The sequence below is a fragment of the Roseomonas sp. TS2 genome (assembly GCF_058833935.1).
On the sequence record NZ_JCACVY010000012.1, the window covers coordinates 13,788 to 28,998 of the forward strand.

Consider the following 15,211-nt stretch of genomic DNA (forward strand, 5'->3'; position numbering starts at 1 on the left):
CGCTTAGTCCTTGTTCAGAGTGTCGCGAGCCTTGTCTTTGGCGGCGCCATAGGTGTCCTGCACCTTGCCCTCCGCCTTGTCGGCCTGGCCTTCGGCCTTCATCTTCTCGTCGCCCGTCATTTCGCCCGCTCCCTTCTTGAGCGAGCCCTTGGCCTGCTCCGCCTTGCCCTCAACGCGGTCTTTGTCGACCATGATGTTCTCCAATTCGGTTTGATTGCAGGAAACGCCAGCACGGCGTTAGTGTCACCAGCTCGTTGAGGCGGAGCCCATTGGCAGGTGAGCAAGTTCGCTGCTACTGCCGCACCCTTATCGGCGCTGCGCAGCCCTATGGCTGCATGCTGGGCTAACCACCGCGCCTCGCCATGGTTTCGCCGCAATTCCATCAAGCCGGCTTGCTGGAGGATCTTGGATCCTGCGGACGTCCGCAGCCAGGGCGAGGTCTGTATCTGTACCTACTATCTCCAGCACTACCTATCTGTCTGGTTGTGAGACATCCTTGGCGTTTTGACGATGGTGCAGACCTTGGCGATGTCCTGCGCCCCAGCTTGCCCGGCGGGTTTGGTTCTGCAGAGCTTTCATCGGGCGGCAAGGCGCTCCGCGACGATCTGGTTCGGGGTCCGGCCCTGCAAGACCCGCTGTCGTCGGACGTTGTAGGCAGCGTTTGAGCGGCGTCAAATGCGAGGATCTGAGCGCGCTTGCAGTTCCAGGGCAAAAGGTCGTCAAGCCTGGAGGCAGAATGGCCAGCGATGCGGGCGAGCACATCGGCGAGCCAAGCGCGGGGCTCCACCCCATTCAGCTTCGCTGTGGCGATAAGCACGTAGATCATCGCGGCGCTTGCTGCCACGGTTGCTGCCTGCGAGCAGCCAAGTCTTTCTACAGTGGACCGCACTGCGGAACGCGCGTTCGGCGGCGTTATTTGTTGAATCGATCTGGCCATCGCAGAGAATTGGAAACAATACTTCCAACGGTGGACGAGACCCAACGCTTGGACGCGTAGTCCAATGCCTTCGCCAAATCGTTGTGGCGCGATCGATTCCGCACGGAAGCTTCGAGTATGCGGTGGCAGTCGATTATTTCTGTACTTCAATAGCCGCTCGTCACTATTAAAGGGCGATTTCAGCGCTCCCGCTTCGCCATATCATGAGAAAACGCGTTGTAGGTGCCGTGCTGCGTAACCTGGCCCGGCCTTTGGACGAACAGGACATGCAACCAGGCTTTCAGCCTCCCGGCGGCATAGGGGATAGCTATCGATGACAGCGGTCGCGATCTTCGCCAAGACGGCCGCGCTCAGCCCGGTCAAGACCCGGCTGGCTGCCGCTATCGGCCCTGACACTGCCACCGTTTTCCATCGACTCTCCGCCTGGGCCTGCGGCTCGGTGGTCACCGCCTGCGCGCCGCTTCTGCACGGCTACTGGGCCGTGGCGGAACAAGATGGGCTCGGCCATACAGACTGGCAGGGCCATCCCACCCTCTGGCAGGGGGAAGGCGGGCTGGAGCGGAAGCTCCACACCATCTACGCCGCCCTGCAGGAGCGCCACGGGCGCGTCCTGTTGCTCGGTTGCGACGCGCCGCAGATCAGCCCGGCCAAGCTGCTCGCGGCGGCGCGCGCACTGGAGACCGGGCCGCATCCCTTTGTCATGGGCCGCGCGGAGGATGGCGGCTTCTGGCTGTTCGGCGGGCGCTTGCCCATCCCTGCGGAGGTATGGATGACCGTTCCCTATTCGCAACCGGACACGGCGGAGCGCCTGCTTGCCGCCCTCGTCCCGATCGGCGGCACCGGCTTCCTACCCACCCTGCGGGACGTGGACGAGGCAGGCGACCTCGCCCCCCTGGCCACCGCCCTTGCGGCCCTTCCGCAACCCTTACCGGAACAGGTGCGCCTTCGTGCCTGGATCGAGGCGCTTCCGCGGCAGGCTGGCGTCACGTACCTGGAGGATCAGGCATCATGATGCCCGACACCCTTTCGCCGCCACCCAAGTTTCGCGATCCGGCCGTGACAGCCAAGGGAGAGGCGCGGGCGAGGGTCTCGCTCTCCGCTCTGCGGACGCTGTGGATCAACACCGGCACGCTGTGCAACCTCGCCTGCGCCAACTGCTACATCGAGAGCAGCCCGCGCAACGATGCGCTGGCTTATATCCGGCTGGACGAGGTTGCGGCCTACCTGGATGAGATCGCCGCCGGCCACCTGCCGGTGGAGGAGATCGGCTTCACCGGCGGCGAGCCTTTCATGAACCCGGACATACTGCCGATGCTGCGGACAGTGTTGGAGCGCGGCTTCCGCGCCCTGGTGCTGACCAACGCCATGCGGCCCATGCAGCGCCACGCGGTGGCACTGGCGGCGCTGAACGCGGCGCATCCCGACCAGTTGGCGGTCCGGGTCAGCCTGGACCATTATGGCGCCCCCCTGCACGATGCGGAGCGTGGCAGCGGCACCTTCGGCAAGAGCCTGGTGGGGCTGCGCTGGCTGGTGGAGAAGGGTTTCGCCGTCAGTGTCGCCGGCCGCGCCGCCTTCGGGCACGAGCCGGAGGCCATGCTGCGCCAGGGCTTCGCCGCGCTCTTTGCCGCCGAGGGGCTGCCGATCGACGCCGAGGATCCGGGCGCCCTGGTGCTCTTCCCCGAGATGGATCCGGAGGCCGATGTTCCGGAGATTACCACGGCCTGCTGGGGCATCCTGGGCAAGTCGCCCCAGAGCGTGATGTGCAGCTCGTCCCGCATGGTGGTGAAGCGGCGCGGCGCCGAGCGACCGGCGGTGCTGGCCTGCACCCTGCTGGCCTACGACCCACAGTTCGAACTGGGCGGAACCCTGGCCGAGGCAAGCCGGCCCGTCGCGCTGAACCATCCGCACTGCGCGCGCTTCTGTGTGCTGGGCGGCGCTGCCTGCAGCCGCTGACCTCCATCCCGGGCCCGGGAGAGAAACGCACCGAATGACGCTCTATCGCCGCCCCCTGCTGCGCGCTGTCGCCGGGCTGCTGCCTCTCGAAGGCGAGGCGCGCGCCGCCGGCCTGCCGCGCGTCTGCCACGACGCGCTCGCCAGCGGCCTCTGGCCCTCGCGGAATGTGCTGCCGAAGGCGGAACGCCGCCAGCAGGGCATCCCGCGCGCGCCGCGGCCGTTGCTCTGGCCAGCACCCCGACGCTTCCCCTGCTGAGAGGAGAACCAGCCATGGCCGACACCACCCAGTTCATCGCCGGTGCCGCTTTCCCGTCCATGACCTGGGCGCAGACCGATGGCGGCCGGCTGGACCCTGCGGGGATGCGGGGCTGGCGCCTGCTGGTCGTCTATCGCGGCGCCCATTGCCCGCTCTGCGAGAGCTATCTCGGCACCCTGGAGGGGCTGCTGGGCGAGTTCCGCGCGGCGGGCATCGCCGTCGCCGCTGTGTCGGGCGACCCGAAGGAGAAAGCTGAGGCAAAGGCGGCGGAGCAGGGCTGGAGCTTCCCCGTGGGCTACGGCATGACGGTGGAGGAGATGCGCCAGCTCGGCCTCTACGTCTCCACGCCCCGCTCGCCCGAGGAGACGGACCGGCCCTTCCCCGAGCCGGCGATCTTCGCCATCCGTCCGGACGGCACGGTGCAGATTGTCGATGTCTCCAACGCCCCCTTCGCCCGGCCCGATCTCGCGGCGCTGCTGAAGGGGCTGCGCTTCATTCAGGCCAAGGACTACCCCGTGCGCGGCACCGCCTGAGGCGGCGCGGCCAGCCGATGCCGGCGCGGCTGCTCCTGGCGGGGGCGGGGCACGCCCATCTGCACCTGCTGCACCGCGCGGCCGCGCTGCGCGCGGCGGGCCTCGCCCCCGTGCTGATCAGCCCGGCGCGGTTCCACTATTCGGGCCTCGCCGGCGCCGTGCTGGCGGGCGCCCTGCCGGAGAGCGCCAACACCGTCGATGTCGCGGCGCTGGCGGCGGCGCGCGGCGTGCCGCACCTGGACGGGCTGCTGGAGCGGGTGGATACCGCAGCCCGTCGCGCCTGGCTGGCGGATGGACGATGGATGGATTTCGACCTCGCCTCCTTCAATCTCGGCAGCGTCGCGGCGGCACCGGCGGCGCTGCTGGACGCGCCCGGTGTCTGGGCGGTGAAGCCGCTCGGCGGCCTCGCCACCCTGCGGCGGCGGCTGGTGGCGGAGATCGAGGCCCGGGAACGCTGCCCTGCCCTGGTGGTGGCCGGCGGCGGCGCCTCGGCGCACGAGGTCGCGGCCTCGCTCGCCGCGCTGGCCCGGCGGCACGGGGTGGCGCCGCGCGTGGCGCTGCTTGGACCCGCCCCCGGTGGCAAGGATGGCTGGGCGCCGCCCGCCGCGCTGCGGACGCTGCGCCGGAACCTCGCCGGGCAGGGCATCGCCCTGGTGGAAGGCCGTGCCGTGGCCCGCAGGCCCGGCGCCTGCGTGCTGGAGGACGGCACCGACCTGCCCTGCGACATGCTGGTGCTGGCCACCGGGCTGCGCGCGCACGCGCTGGTGGCGGAGCTCGGCCTGCCGGTGGATGCGCGCGGCCGGCTGCGCCTGACCTCCGCCCTGCATTCCGTGGCCGACCCTGCCATCTTCGCGGCGGGGGACTGCGCCGTGGTCGAGGGCCATCCACGGCCCATGGTGGGCGTGTTCGGCGTGCGCGCCGCGCCGGTGCTGCACCACAACCTTGCCGTTCATGCCGCCGGCGGGAGACCCGCCGCCTTTCGGCCGCAGCGGCGCTGGCTGGCCATTCTCGACCTCGGCGATGGCACCGGGCTGGCCGCGCGCGGGCGGCTCTGGTGGCATGGGCGCGCCGCGCTGTGGCTGAAGCGGCGGCTCGATCTTGGCTTCGTCCGCCGCATGCGCGCCGCCGGGGAGGCGCAGCCGTGACGGAGGCCCCGCATCTCTCCGTGGTCATCCCCCTGGCGCCGCGAGAGGCGGAGCATGGCGGGCTGCTTGCTGCCCTGCATGCCCTGCCGCCGGGGCAGGAGGTGATCCTTGTGCGCGCCGCCGGGCAGGCGCCGCCCGATCCTGGCCCCTGGCCGCCTCACCTGCTGCTGCGCCATGCCGAGGCCCCGGCCGGGCGGGCACGGCAGATGAACGCCGGCGCCCTCCTGGCGGGCGGCGAATGGCTTTGGTTCCTGCACGCGGACAGCCGCCTGCTGCCTGGCACGCTGCCGGCGCTGCTGCGCTTCACGGCGCGCGGCGCCCCGGCACTGGGCTGGTTCGCGCTGCGCTTCCGCGCCGACGGCCCCTGGCCCACGCAGCTGAATGCCTGGGGCGCCAACTGCCGCTCCGCCTGTCTCGGCCTGCCCTTTGGCGACCAGGGGCTCGTGTTGCCGGCAGACAGCTTCCGCGCCCTCGGCGGCTATGACGAGGCGGCGCCCTATGGCGAGGACCATCTGCTGGTCTGGGCCGCCCACACGGCGCGGCTGCCGGTGCGGCCGGTGGGGGCAGCGCTCTCCACCTCGGCCCGTAAATATGCCTGCCGAGGCTGGCTCGGCACGACCTGGCTGCACTGGCGCCTCACCGCCCGCCAGGCCTGGGGGGCGTGGCGCCGCCTGCGCGCCGCCCGTGCCGCCGCGCCGCCGCGCCGCTAGGCATCCGCGCCTTGTGCGAGCCTGTCCCTGGCGCCGCCGTCTCGCAATGCCAATCCTCGTCGGGCTGCTTGCCACGGCGTGAGCAGGCACAATTTCCGGGGTGCCGCGTCCGACGCCAGGTAACCTCGCCTCCCGGCATGGCGAACAGGCAGGAGAACCCGGTCATGGGACCATCCGGAGCGCCTGTGGCGGCGCGCCGCGCGGCAGCGGGGATCGAATGTCGGGCGCCATGGCCATCCCATCCTGCGCGGGCCTTGGCCTGTTGAGCGGGGCGCGGGCCACGGCGCAGGACCGCCACCCGCATTGGGCGGCGCTGATGGCGCGGGCGCAGGCGGGCGACGCGCGCGCCTATGAGGCGCTGCTGCGCGAATGCCTGCCGCTGCTGCGCGCCGTCTGCCGCGCCCGCCTGCGCGAGCCGGCCGAGGCGGAGGACGCGGTCCAGGACACGCTGCTCAGCCTGCACCGGGTCCGCCACACCTACGACCCCGCGCGCCCTTTCCGCCCCTGGCTGATGGCGATCGCGGAGCGGCGGGTGGCCGACCGGCTCCGCAGGCTGGCGCGCCAGCGCGGGCTTACCCCTCCGGTGGAGGAGGCGGAGGAACCGCGCGAGCCCGGCCCGGGCGCGGAGCAAACGCTGGCCGACCGGCAGGACACCGCGCGGCTGCGCGAGGCTGCCCAGGGCCTGCCGCCGGCCCAGCACACCGCCGTGATGCTAACGAAAATTGAGGAGCTTTCGCTGGCCGAGGCGAGCCGCCGCTCCGGCATGTCGGTCGGGGCGCTGAAGGTCGCGACCCATCGCGCCCTACATGCCCTGCGGCGGCGCCTAAGCGGGGAGGATTGACGAGCGATGCGCAGCGAGGAGCTGATCTCCAGACTGGCAAGGGATTTGCGGCCGGTGCGGCGCCTGCCCGGCCCGCTGGCTCTCACCGCGGCCTGGGTCGCGCTGGCTGCCTGCGTGGTGGGCACGGCGGTGCTGCTCATGGGCCCGCGCGAGGACCTAATGGCACACCTTGCCGCGCCCGACCGCGCCCTGCCGCTGCTGGCGGCGGTGGCCACCGGGCTGCTGGCGGGCTTCTCGGCCTTCCAACTCGCCCTACCCGATCGCGACGGGCGCTGGGGGCTGCTGCCGCTGCCGGCCGTCCTGCTGTGGCTGACGGGCATGGGCTGGGGGTGCCTGGCGGACCTCGCGCGGATCGGGCCGGCGGCCCTGCGGCTCGGCGCCAGCTTCGCCTGCTTCGGCTTCATCACCGCGCTTGGCCTGCCGCTCACGGCCGGCATCGCCTTCATGGCGCGCCACGCGGCTGCGCTGCGGCCGGGACCCGTTGTGGCGCTGGGCGGCCTGTCCGCCGCCGCGCTGGCCAGCGTGGGGCTGAGCTGCGTCCACCACCTCGACACCGCGCTGATGGTGTTGGCCTGGCACGGGGTCGCGGTGCTCTGCGTCACCGCCGTGGCGTGGAACTGCGGGCCGTGGCTGCTGCGCCGCCTGGGCGCCGCCGCGCCGCGCCTGTAACCCGCGCGCCGGCGGCACCGAAGAGGCAGGCGGACCAGCACGGAAGAACCACCATGGATGATCCCCAGGCCAGCCGCGGCCGCCGCCCGGAGAGCCGAGGCGGCGTGCTGCAGACAGATCTTTGCGTGCTGGGCGCCGGCTCGGCCGGGCTGTCCGTCGCGGCGGGCGCGGCGCAGATGGGCGCCGCCGTGGTGCTGGTGGAGCCAAACCTGATGGGCGGCGACTGCCTCAACACCGGCTGCGTGCCCTCCAAGTCGCTGCTCGCTGCCGCCCATGCGGCGCAGGCCATGCGCGAGGCTGGCCGCTTCGGGATACGACCGCACGAGCCGGTGGTGGATGCCGCCCGCCTGCACGCGCATGTGCATGGCGTGATCGCTGCCATCGCGCCGCATGACTCGGTGAAGCGGTTCGAGGGGCTCGGCGTCACCGTGCTGCGCGCCGCTGGCCGCTTCACCGGGCCTGACGAGGTGGAGGCGGGCGGCACCCGCGTAAGGGCACGGCGCTTTGTGGTGGCCACCGGCTCCTCCGCCGCCATGCCTCCCATCCCCGGCCTGACCGATGGGCCGGTGCTGACCAACGAGACCATCTTCGGCCTCGCCGAGATTCCCAGCCACCTCGCCATCCTCGGCGGCGGGCCGATCGGAGTGGAGATGGCGGTGGCGTTCCGCCGCCTCGGCAGCGCGGTGACGCTGGTGCAGCATGGCACCATCCTGCCGAGGGACGAGCCGGAGGCCGTGGCCATCCTGCGCGCCGCGCTGCGGCGGGAGGGGGTCGCGCTGCTGGAGCACGCGCGGGCCACATCGGTGGAGCACCACGCGGGCGGCGTGCGGCTGTGGCTGGAGGGCGCGGGGGCGGTGCAGGCCACCCACCTGCTGGTCGCCGCCGGACGTCGCGCCAACACCGCAGGGCTGGGGCTGGAGACGGCAGGCATCGCCACGCATGAGCGCGGCATCAGGGTAGATGCGGGGCTGCGCACCGGCAACCGCCGCGTCTTCGCCATCGGCGACGTAGCGGGCGGGCCACAGTTCACTCATGTCGCGGGCTACCACGCGGGCATCGTCATCCGCCGTGCGCTGTTCGGCCTGCCGGCCAGGGTAGACTACGCCGCCCTGCCCTGGGTCACCTATGCCGACCCGGAACTGGCCCATGTCGGCCTGACCGAGGCCGCCGCGCGCGATGCCGGTCACGCCGTGACGGTGCTCGCCGAGCCGCTCGCCGGCAACGACCGCGCCCAGGCGGAGCGGACGACGGAGGGCATCATCAAGGCTGTGCTGGGGCGGCGCGGCCGCGTGCTCGGCGTTACCATCGTGGCGCCGCGGGCGGGCGAGATGATTGCGCTCTGGGGGCTGGCGATCCAGAAGCGCCTCGGCATCGGCGCCATCGCCGCCTCGCTGCCGCCCTACCCGACCATGGGCGAGATCTCGAAGCGCGCGGCAGGCGGCCACTACACGCCGCGGCTCTACGGCGAGCGGGCGCGGCGCCTTGTCGGGCTGGTGCAGCGGTGGCTGCCGTGAGCGGCCGCGCGGCGCGGCTGCTGGGCAACCGCCGGCTGTGGATCGGCCTCGGCCTCGTCGCCGCCTTCCTGGCCCTGCGCTTCAGCGGCTTGGGCGAGGTGTTCTCCCTCGATACCCTGTCGCGGCATCAGGAGGCGCTGGCGCGGCTGGTGGCGGAGCACGCTGTGCTGGCGGCGCTGGGCTACCTCGCGGTCTATGTCGGCGTCGCGGCCTTGTCGCTGCCCGGTGCCACGGTGCTGACCCTGGCGGGCGGCTTCCTGTTCGGCGCCGTGGCCGGAACGGCGCTGACGTTGGTGGGCGCCACAGCGGGCGCCACGCTGCTGTTCCTGATGGCGCGGCGCCTGTTCGGCGCCAACGCTCTGGACCGGCTGGGTGAGCGGGCGCGGCAACTGGGCGAGAACATGCGCGGCAATGCCGCCTCCTACCTGCTGATGCTGCGGCTGGCGCCGGTCTTTCCCTTCTTCCTGGTCAACCTGGTGCCGGCCTTCGTGGGCGTCAGGCTGCCGGTCTTCGTGGCTACGACGCTGCTGGGCATCCTGCCCGGCACGGCGGTGTTCAGCCTCGCTGGCGCTGGGCTCGGCGAGGTGCTGGCCGCAGGCGGCACGCCAGAGCTCTCCGGCGTGCTGACGCCGCGCGTGGTGGGTGCGCTGCTGGGCCTGGCCGCGCTGTCGCTGCTGGGCATCCCGCTGAAGGCACGACTGTCGCGTGGACAGAGCTGAGAGGCATCGTCAACCCGGCAAGGCGCGATCCGTTGGGGAGGATTGGCCATAAGCCGGAAAACTCCCGCAAGGACCGGGCCGGTTTTCCGGTTTAAGGCCAACAGGACAAATAGAAGTGCAGTCGCTCAAATCTCACGCGATAACCCCTGGCAACCGCCTGTGGTGGTCACACGTTGCTCCGCTGACCGGAGGATCCAGGATCATGCGACAGCTCCTCGCCCGTAGCATCCTTTTCCTTGGTCTAACGCTCCTGGCTTCCTGCGCAGGCCACGGTCCTGCGGGGTTCGACCAGACTATGTCCACCTATGTTGGCCAACCGGAAGTGCGCCTGGTTGAGGGGCTGGGCGTGCCCCAGCGTGTCTATGAGACAGAGGGCCGGCGCTTCCTGGAGTATGACTTTGGCAGCAAGGCTGTTCCTGCATCCTCAGGTTTCAGCTTCGGCCTTGGTGCAGGAAGCTTCGGCGGTGGTCGTTACGGACGTGGTGGCGGTATCGGCACTGGGATTGGGATTGGCATTCCGCTTGGTGGTTCTGGCTATGAGGCGGCTCCGTGTATTGTCACGTTCGAAGTTCGCGACGACCGAGTGCTGGATTTCCGTCGCCAAGGAGAAAGCTGCCGCTGAAGCAGCGCCAACTGTCGGCGTTTCTCCATCGGCGTGTGTCAGCACGGCAGGGTCCTCAACAGGCCATAATGGGATCTGCTCACTGCTTATCAGGCACAATGATCAGCGCGGCCATACTCGTCTGAATGGCCACCCCGGTCGCCACGTTTTCCAGAACGTGGCATAGCATCTCGTGACGGCACTAATGGAGCCAGCTAACGCTTTGTGCCCGCGTCTTTAAACTGCGGCTGGTCAGCTCTGCGAAGAATCTCCTGCCGGATGCAAATATCGCAAACTTGCATGTCATGTGCGGCACCAGAAATCGATATGAGCCTCTTGCATCAAAAATTGCCAGTTACTCTTTTCATTAAAAAGTGAGAACAATTTGAACGGGAAGGTACGACATTAAAGGGAGGCGCCGGACGTTGTACGGGCGTCCGTAAGGTGAACCCCAAGTTATGCAAATATTTCGGTGGCGGGTATGCGTCGGCTAACGCTGCGAACGCGACTGATATGTCTTGTGATTGCGGGTGTCTTTCCGCTGCTCGCCTTCAACCTCGTCAGCATCTATGACCGCTATCGAGACGACCGTGCGCGCGCCTCCCAGCAGGCGCTCGACCTTGCACGCGGCTTGGCGCTGTCCGTCGAGGGTGAGATCCGCGCCCGCATTGCTGTGCTCCAGGTCCTTGCTCTGTCGCGCTCGCTCGTGGACGGGGATCTGACCACCTTTCGTGCGCAGGCTGAAGCCGTGGTCGCTCAGCAGGCGCCAGGCTCCAACATCCTGCTTCTGCGCGAGAACGGGCAGCAGGTACTCAATACGGCTCTGGCGCCCGGCGCGCCCTTACCGGTGCGACAGTACCTGGAAAACCAGCGCCAGGTCTTTGCCACCGGTCGCCCGTCTGTCTCGGACATCTACTTCGGAATTGTGCTGCGCCGGCCCCTCGTGGCTGTCGAAGTGCCGGTGCGGGACGCGGATGGGCGGGTCGTCTTGGTGCTCGCGCTGAACCCCACGCTCGATGCCTTCGAGCCCCTGGTTCGACGACAGCTTCCTGATCCTGGATGGACCATCGCGATCTTTGATCGGGCCGGCATCGTCGTTGCCAGCGTGCCGTCTTCCGAGCGCTATATTGGGAGCCCAGTGGCGCCCGACATGCGGAAGGCCTGGTTGTCAGGCAATACGGAGGTGATCGCCGAATCCTCGTCTCCGGAGGGAGCCCGCACGCTGACCTCTTTCAGCCGGGTACCCGAGCTGGGCTGGGGCGTTGCGGTCGCGGTTCCGGTGGCAGACCTTGCACGACCGGCGCGGCGGGCCGCTGTGACATCACTCTTCGTGGGGCTGGCGCTGCTCACTCTGGGGCTCGCCTACACCCACTGGATCGCTCGCGGCGTCCTGCAGCCGATTCGGGACCTTCTCCGCCGCACCGCCGCACCGGACGACAACGATCCTGGTCCGGCGCCAGCCGGCCTGGGCCTGCCGGAAGCCGATGCGCTGGCGCTCGCGCATCTCGACGAGGCTCGCCGCCGCCGTGCGGCGACCGCCGCCCTGGTGGACAGCGAGCGCCGCTTGCGGCTCGTCGTCGCCGAGTTGGACCACCGTGCCAAGAATGCTCTCGCAACCGTGCAGTCGCTCGCTTTCCAGACCGCGCGCAGCGATGCCGGTGCAGACCCTGCGCGCTTCACCGAGGCTTTCACCTCGCGCCTGCAGGCTCTGGCGCGGGCACATGACCTGCTGACGGCCTTCTCGTGGGAAGGTGCCGCGCTGGGCGCCGTCGTGACGGCCGGCTTGGCTCCCTGGCTCGCTGCGGACGAGGCGGCAGCTGAGCCGCGCCTCGTGGTGAGTTGCCCCTGCGACCTTCCGATACCGCGGACGGCACCAGGCCAGGCTCAGGCGCTCGCCATGGCTTTGCATGAGTTGGCCGTGAATGCTGTCAAGCATGGTGCCCTATCCGTGCCCGGAGGTCGCGTCGAAGTCAGGTGCTGTGCCGCTCCGGCCGGCCTGAGTGGGGAAATCGAATGGACGGAGACGGGTGGGCCGCTTGTTTGCGGACCGCCTACAAGACGAGGCTTCGGAACCCGGCTCCTTGAACGTGCCCTGCTGCACGACCTTGGACCAGGAGCAAGGGTTACCCTGGACTTCGCCGCAAGCGGCTTGCGGGCAGTAATCCGCTTCTCGCCCCGAGAAACCAAGCACGAGCTGTGAAGTGTCTCAGCAGCGCAAAGCATGCCGGACAAGCTATGTAATTTTAGAGCGATTCCATACTGGGTGGCGGCGGCGAGGATCTGACCCCTTGAGCCGGGTGCCCGTCAGGCTACCGGCTAGCATTTGCCGCGATAGACAGCTATGCGCCCCTTTCCGGCAACAACCTTAGGTCGAGGATGCCTGAAAGCGGGCTTTCGGCACCAGTAGACGGTGTCCCCCTCTCGCCTTATGGCTCGTAACCTATCCCATCCTGCTTCGACCTCGCTCCCCGCCACGGGAGAAGCCGCCCGGTTCAGAGCCATGGTCCGCTGTGGCGTCGGGCGGACCGCGTTAGATTCGATTTTCCACGTAAGAGATGCCGCTGATGCCCCTCTTTGTCTCCTTGTGCGCCGTGCGCGCGTCGCAGTGCGCATGAGTGTTCCCCGCCTGGAATGGACCGCAGGCACCGCCGCTCATGACGCGGCCTGGCTGTCCGGGGCGGGCGCTCTCCCTCCCCGCCGCGTCGTCGCCGTCGATGACACGATCCGCGCCGACGATGCCTTCCGTCTGGCCTCCGAGAGCGTCGGGCTGCTGTGGGGCGGCGATTTTCAGAACGCCCGGCAGCTGCTCCAGGCGATGACGCGCCGCCTCAACAAGCAGACGGAACGCAGCCGCCTGCCCGATGACATGCCCATGCGCGAGCGCTTCAACCGCTACCGGCAGGGCCAGGCGCGCCGGGCGCGCACCCTGGGCATGGTGCTGATCCCGCTCGATGCCGCCCAGGCGATTCCCCTGCGGCGCGCGCCGGATGTGCGCGCGGCCCTGCGCCATGCGCTCGACCTGCCGGAAGGCAACGCCATCGTATCGCTGCGCGAACTGCAGGGCATGGTGGGTGCCTATGAATGGCACCGCAACGGCGTGCCGGTCCCGGCTCTGGCAGGCGAGACGATTCACCCGGATTTCGGCGTGTTCTCACCGATCCGCGGCGAATACCTCGATCTGGTCGCACGCGCACCATTGCCGATGGGCGGGACCGCCTTCGATATCGGCACCGGCACCGGCGTGCTGGCCGCCATTCTGGCCCGGCGCGGCATGCCGATGGTCATCGCCTCCGACCTGTCGCCACGCGCCCTGGCCTGTGCCCGCGCCAATATCGAGCGGCTGGGCCTCTCAGGGCAGGTGGCGGTCCAGGAGGCCGACCTGTTCCCGCCGGGGCGCGCCGCCCTGGCGGTGTGCAATCCGCCCTGGCTGCCCGGCAAGGCGTCCTCGACCCTTGAGCAGGCGGTGTATGACCCGGACAGCCGCATGCTGCGCGGCTTCCTGGGCGGATTGGCGGCGCATCTGTTGCCGGGCGGAGAAGGCTGGCTGATCCTGTCCGACCTTGCGGAACATCTGGGCCTGCGCAGCCGCGACCAGTTGCTGGGCATGATCGAGGCGGCCGGCCTGGTGGTCATCGATCGGCTCGACACCCGGCCGCGCCATGGCAAGGCCTTCGACGCCAGCGACCCGCTGCACGCGGCGCGGCTTCAGGAGACGACCTCGCTCTGGCGCCTGGGCGCGGCGAAACCCTGATAGCAGCGGGCGCGTCGCTGCGGCACAGGATGGCCCGGGCGTGTATGGAGCGAGCGGCGCGGTCGGGCAAAGCCGGTTTCCTTGCGCAATGCGCCCGGACCCCGGTGCCCTGGCCGCCGACAGGGCCTACGAGCGCAGGTCTTTCTTCGCGGACCGGTACACTCTCTGCAGCATGGCCTGACGGCGGCGTTCGACCTCCTGCGCCATCCGGTCCTTCTTTACCCCCAAGGCTGCCAGCTCCTGGCTCAGCTTCTGGAAATGCGCCCAGCGGCCGGCGTCGAGACGGCCTTCCTCCAGCGCCCCGCGCACCGCGCAGCCTGGTTCGCTGCTGTGCCCGCAGTCGCGGAACCGGCAATTCCGGGCAAGCTGTTCTATGTCGTCGAAGACCGTGCTGAGACCTTCATCCGCGTCCACCAGGCCCACTTCACGTATGCCGGGCGTGTCGAGGATCAGCCCTCCACCGGGGAGCAGGATGAGCTGCCGGTGGCTGGTGGTGTGGCGCCCCCGGGCATCGGCGGCGCGGATTTCCTGGGTCGCCATCCGCTCCTCACCCAGCAGGGCGTTCACCAGAGTGGATTTGCCGACGCCCGACGAGCCGATCAACACACAGGTCTCGCCCGGCGAGATGTGTTCCATCAAAGCGTCCAGGCCCCGCTCTTGCCGCGCCGAGACGACAAGCACCGGGCAGCCTGCCGCCAGGGCGGCTATCTCGGCGGCCTGGCTTTCGGGCTGCTCGCACAGATCGGCCTTGGTCAGCACCACCACCGGCCGCGCACCGCTCTGCCAGGCAGCGGCGAGGAAGCGCTCAAGCCGGCGCGGATTGAGGTCGGCGTTCATCGAGGTGACAACGAAGACGACGTCGATATTGGCGGCGATGACCTGCAGCGTCTGCACGCTGTCGGCCGCCCGGCGCACAAAGGCCGTGCGGCGAGGCAGGACGGCATGGATGGTGGCCTTGCCCTCGCCAGCCTTTGCCGACAGCGCCACCCAGTCGCCGGCGGCCGGATGACCTGCCTCCCGAGCCTCGTGGCGCAGGCGGCCGGATAGCCTGGCGCTCAGGTTGCCGCCATCCGTGACCACCAGATGCGCTTCGCGCTGCTGGACGATGATACGCCCGGGGAGGTGACCGGCGCGCGCATGCGGCTCGAAATCCAGTTGCAGCGCGTCGGACCAGCCGTACTGTTCGATCAAAGGCGGCACTCTCACGTGAAGTGGGCATCCTAGCACCGACAGGATGGCGAGCCGATCAATTTGGGCTTTGGCAGGTTGCAAGGCTGTTGGCCCAGCACCGCGCGGGTAGCGGTGCATTGCGCCGCCAATGGCCCGCTGCCAGGTCTTGCTCAGGGATTGGCGCTGTCCCGCCCGACAATAGCCCCGCCGGCCACCTGAGCACGACCATTGGTGACCCTAACCCGGGCAGGGGACAGGCAGCTTTTTCCTGCCGGCAGCCTGACAGTGCCTCTTGCTCTGTTGGAATCTTCCTGACCAACCTCTGAGGATCATGAGGTTGTGGGTGGGGACGCGCAGGACGAGTTCACGCCGCTGAGCCTGATGGCCGCGCGCGGTCAGGGCGGAGCCGAGG

17 protein-coding genes are annotated in these 15,211 nt (G+C 69.6%); 13 read left to right on the top strand and 4 right to left on the bottom strand.

Going from position 1 to position 15,211, the window contains the following annotated elements; translation table 11 throughout:
* Positions 1 to 3: 3 nt before the first annotated feature.
* From ACZJYS_RS04330 to ACZJYS_RS04340, 3 genes are all read right to left on the bottom strand, one after another.
* Positions 4 to 192 (bottom strand): CsbD family protein, encoded by a 189-nt coding sequence (locus ACZJYS_RS04330; RefSeq protein WP_493176054.1) that lies wholly within the window; start codon positions 190 to 192, stop codon positions 4 to 6.
* 190 nt (positions 193 to 382) lie between these two features.
* Complete coding sequence (locus tag ACZJYS_RS04335) at positions 383 to 826, bottom strand: transposase domain-containing protein (protein WP_493176056.1); 444 nt, start codon at positions 824 to 826, stop codon at positions 383 to 385.
* The gene (locus tag ACZJYS_RS04340; RefSeq protein ID WP_493176057.1) at positions 720 to 965 is read right to left on the bottom strand and encodes an IS66 family transposase; all 246 of its coding nucleotides are present in this window, start codon (positions 963 to 965) and stop codon (positions 720 to 722) included. The genes ACZJYS_RS04335 and ACZJYS_RS04340 overlap by 107 nt, the downstream gene beginning before the upstream one ends.
* A 285-nt stretch (positions 966 to 1,250) precedes the next feature.
* On the opposite strand from ACZJYS_RS04340, the gene ACZJYS_RS04345 reads away from it, so the two are divergent.
* The 13 genes from ACZJYS_RS04345 (at position 1,251) to ACZJYS_RS04405 (ending at position 13,629) form a co-directional block, all read left to right on the top strand.
* Positions 1,251 to 1,949 carry a DUF2064 domain-containing protein gene (locus tag ACZJYS_RS04345; RefSeq protein WP_493176059.1) on the top strand — a complete coding sequence of 233 codons (699 nt, stop codon included), beginning with the start codon at positions 1,251 to 1,253 and terminating at the stop codon, positions 1,947 to 1,949.
* Positions 1,946 to 2,890: a radical SAM protein gene (locus ACZJYS_RS04350; RefSeq protein WP_493176060.1), complete on the top strand. Its 945-nt coding sequence runs from the start codon at positions 1,946 to 1,948 to the stop codon at positions 2,888 to 2,890. Before ACZJYS_RS04345 ends, ACZJYS_RS04350 begins: the two co-directional genes overlap by 4 nt.
* 34 nt (positions 2,891 to 2,924) lie before the next feature.
* Positions 2,925 to 3,146: a hypothetical protein gene (locus ACZJYS_RS04355; protein ID WP_493176061.1), complete on the top strand. Its 222-nt coding sequence runs from the start codon at positions 2,925 to 2,927 to the stop codon at positions 3,144 to 3,146.
* A gap of 14 nt (positions 3,147 to 3,160) precedes the next feature.
* A complete protein-coding gene (locus tag ACZJYS_RS04360) occupies positions 3,161 to 3,679 on the top strand; it encodes a redoxin domain-containing protein (RefSeq protein WP_379639173.1) in 519 nt (172 codons plus the stop codon).
* 17 nt (positions 3,680 to 3,696) lie between these two features.
* Complete coding sequence (locus tag ACZJYS_RS04365; protein WP_493176062.1) at positions 3,697 to 4,824, top strand: FAD-dependent oxidoreductase; 1,128 nt, start codon at positions 3,697 to 3,699, stop codon at positions 4,822 to 4,824.
* Positions 4,821 to 5,534 (top strand): glycosyltransferase, encoded by a 714-nt coding sequence (locus tag ACZJYS_RS04370; RefSeq protein WP_493176064.1) that lies wholly within the window; start codon positions 4,821 to 4,823, stop codon positions 5,532 to 5,534. Before ACZJYS_RS04365 ends, ACZJYS_RS04370 begins: the two co-directional genes overlap by 4 nt.
* 229 nt (positions 5,535 to 5,763) lie before the next feature.
* Positions 5,764 to 6,375: an RNA polymerase sigma factor gene (locus tag ACZJYS_RS04375; protein ID WP_493176066.1), complete on the top strand. Its 612-nt coding sequence runs from the start codon at positions 5,764 to 5,766 to the stop codon at positions 6,373 to 6,375.
* Positions 6,376 to 6,381: 6 nt separating this feature from the next.
* On the top strand, positions 6,382 to 7,044 hold the full coding sequence (locus tag ACZJYS_RS04380; RefSeq protein ID WP_493176068.1) for an NrsF family protein: 663 nt from the start codon (positions 6,382 to 6,384) through the stop codon (positions 7,042 to 7,044).
* A gap of 53 nt (positions 7,045 to 7,097) precedes the next feature.
* Positions 7,098 to 8,558, top strand: a complete 1,461-nt coding sequence (locus ACZJYS_RS04385) for a dihydrolipoyl dehydrogenase family protein (protein ID WP_493176070.1) — start codon at positions 7,098 to 7,100, stop codon at positions 8,556 to 8,558.
* Positions 8,555 to 9,277: a TVP38/TMEM64 family protein gene (locus ACZJYS_RS04390; protein WP_493176071.1), complete on the top strand. Its 723-nt coding sequence runs from the start codon at positions 8,555 to 8,557 to the stop codon at positions 9,275 to 9,277. The genes ACZJYS_RS04385 and ACZJYS_RS04390 overlap by 4 nt, the downstream gene beginning before the upstream one ends.
* 202 nt (positions 9,278 to 9,479) lie before the next feature.
* Positions 9,480 to 9,899, top strand: coding sequence for a hypothetical protein (locus tag ACZJYS_RS04395; RefSeq protein WP_146202014.1), 420 nt, complete (start codon positions 9,480 to 9,482; stop codon positions 9,897 to 9,899).
* 499 nt (positions 9,900 to 10,398) lie between these two features.
* A complete protein-coding gene (locus ACZJYS_RS04400) occupies positions 10,399 to 12,078 on the top strand; it encodes a sensor histidine kinase (RefSeq protein ID WP_181378323.1) in 1,680 nt (559 codons plus the stop codon).
* 300 nt (positions 12,079 to 12,378) lie between these two features.
* Positions 12,379 to 13,629: a methyltransferase gene (locus ACZJYS_RS04405; RefSeq protein ID WP_493176073.1), complete on the top strand. Its 1,251-nt coding sequence runs from the start codon at positions 12,379 to 12,381 to the stop codon at positions 13,627 to 13,629.
* A gap of 126 nt (positions 13,630 to 13,755) precedes the next feature.
* Here the strand turns inward: ACZJYS_RS04405 and rsgA are convergent, their stop codons facing one another.
* Complete coding sequence (gene rsgA, locus ACZJYS_RS04410) at positions 13,756 to 14,820, bottom strand: ribosome small subunit-dependent GTPase A (RefSeq protein ID WP_493176075.1); 1,065 nt, start codon at positions 14,818 to 14,820, stop codon at positions 13,756 to 13,758.
* Between the last annotated feature and the right edge of the window lie 391 nt (positions 14,821 to 15,211).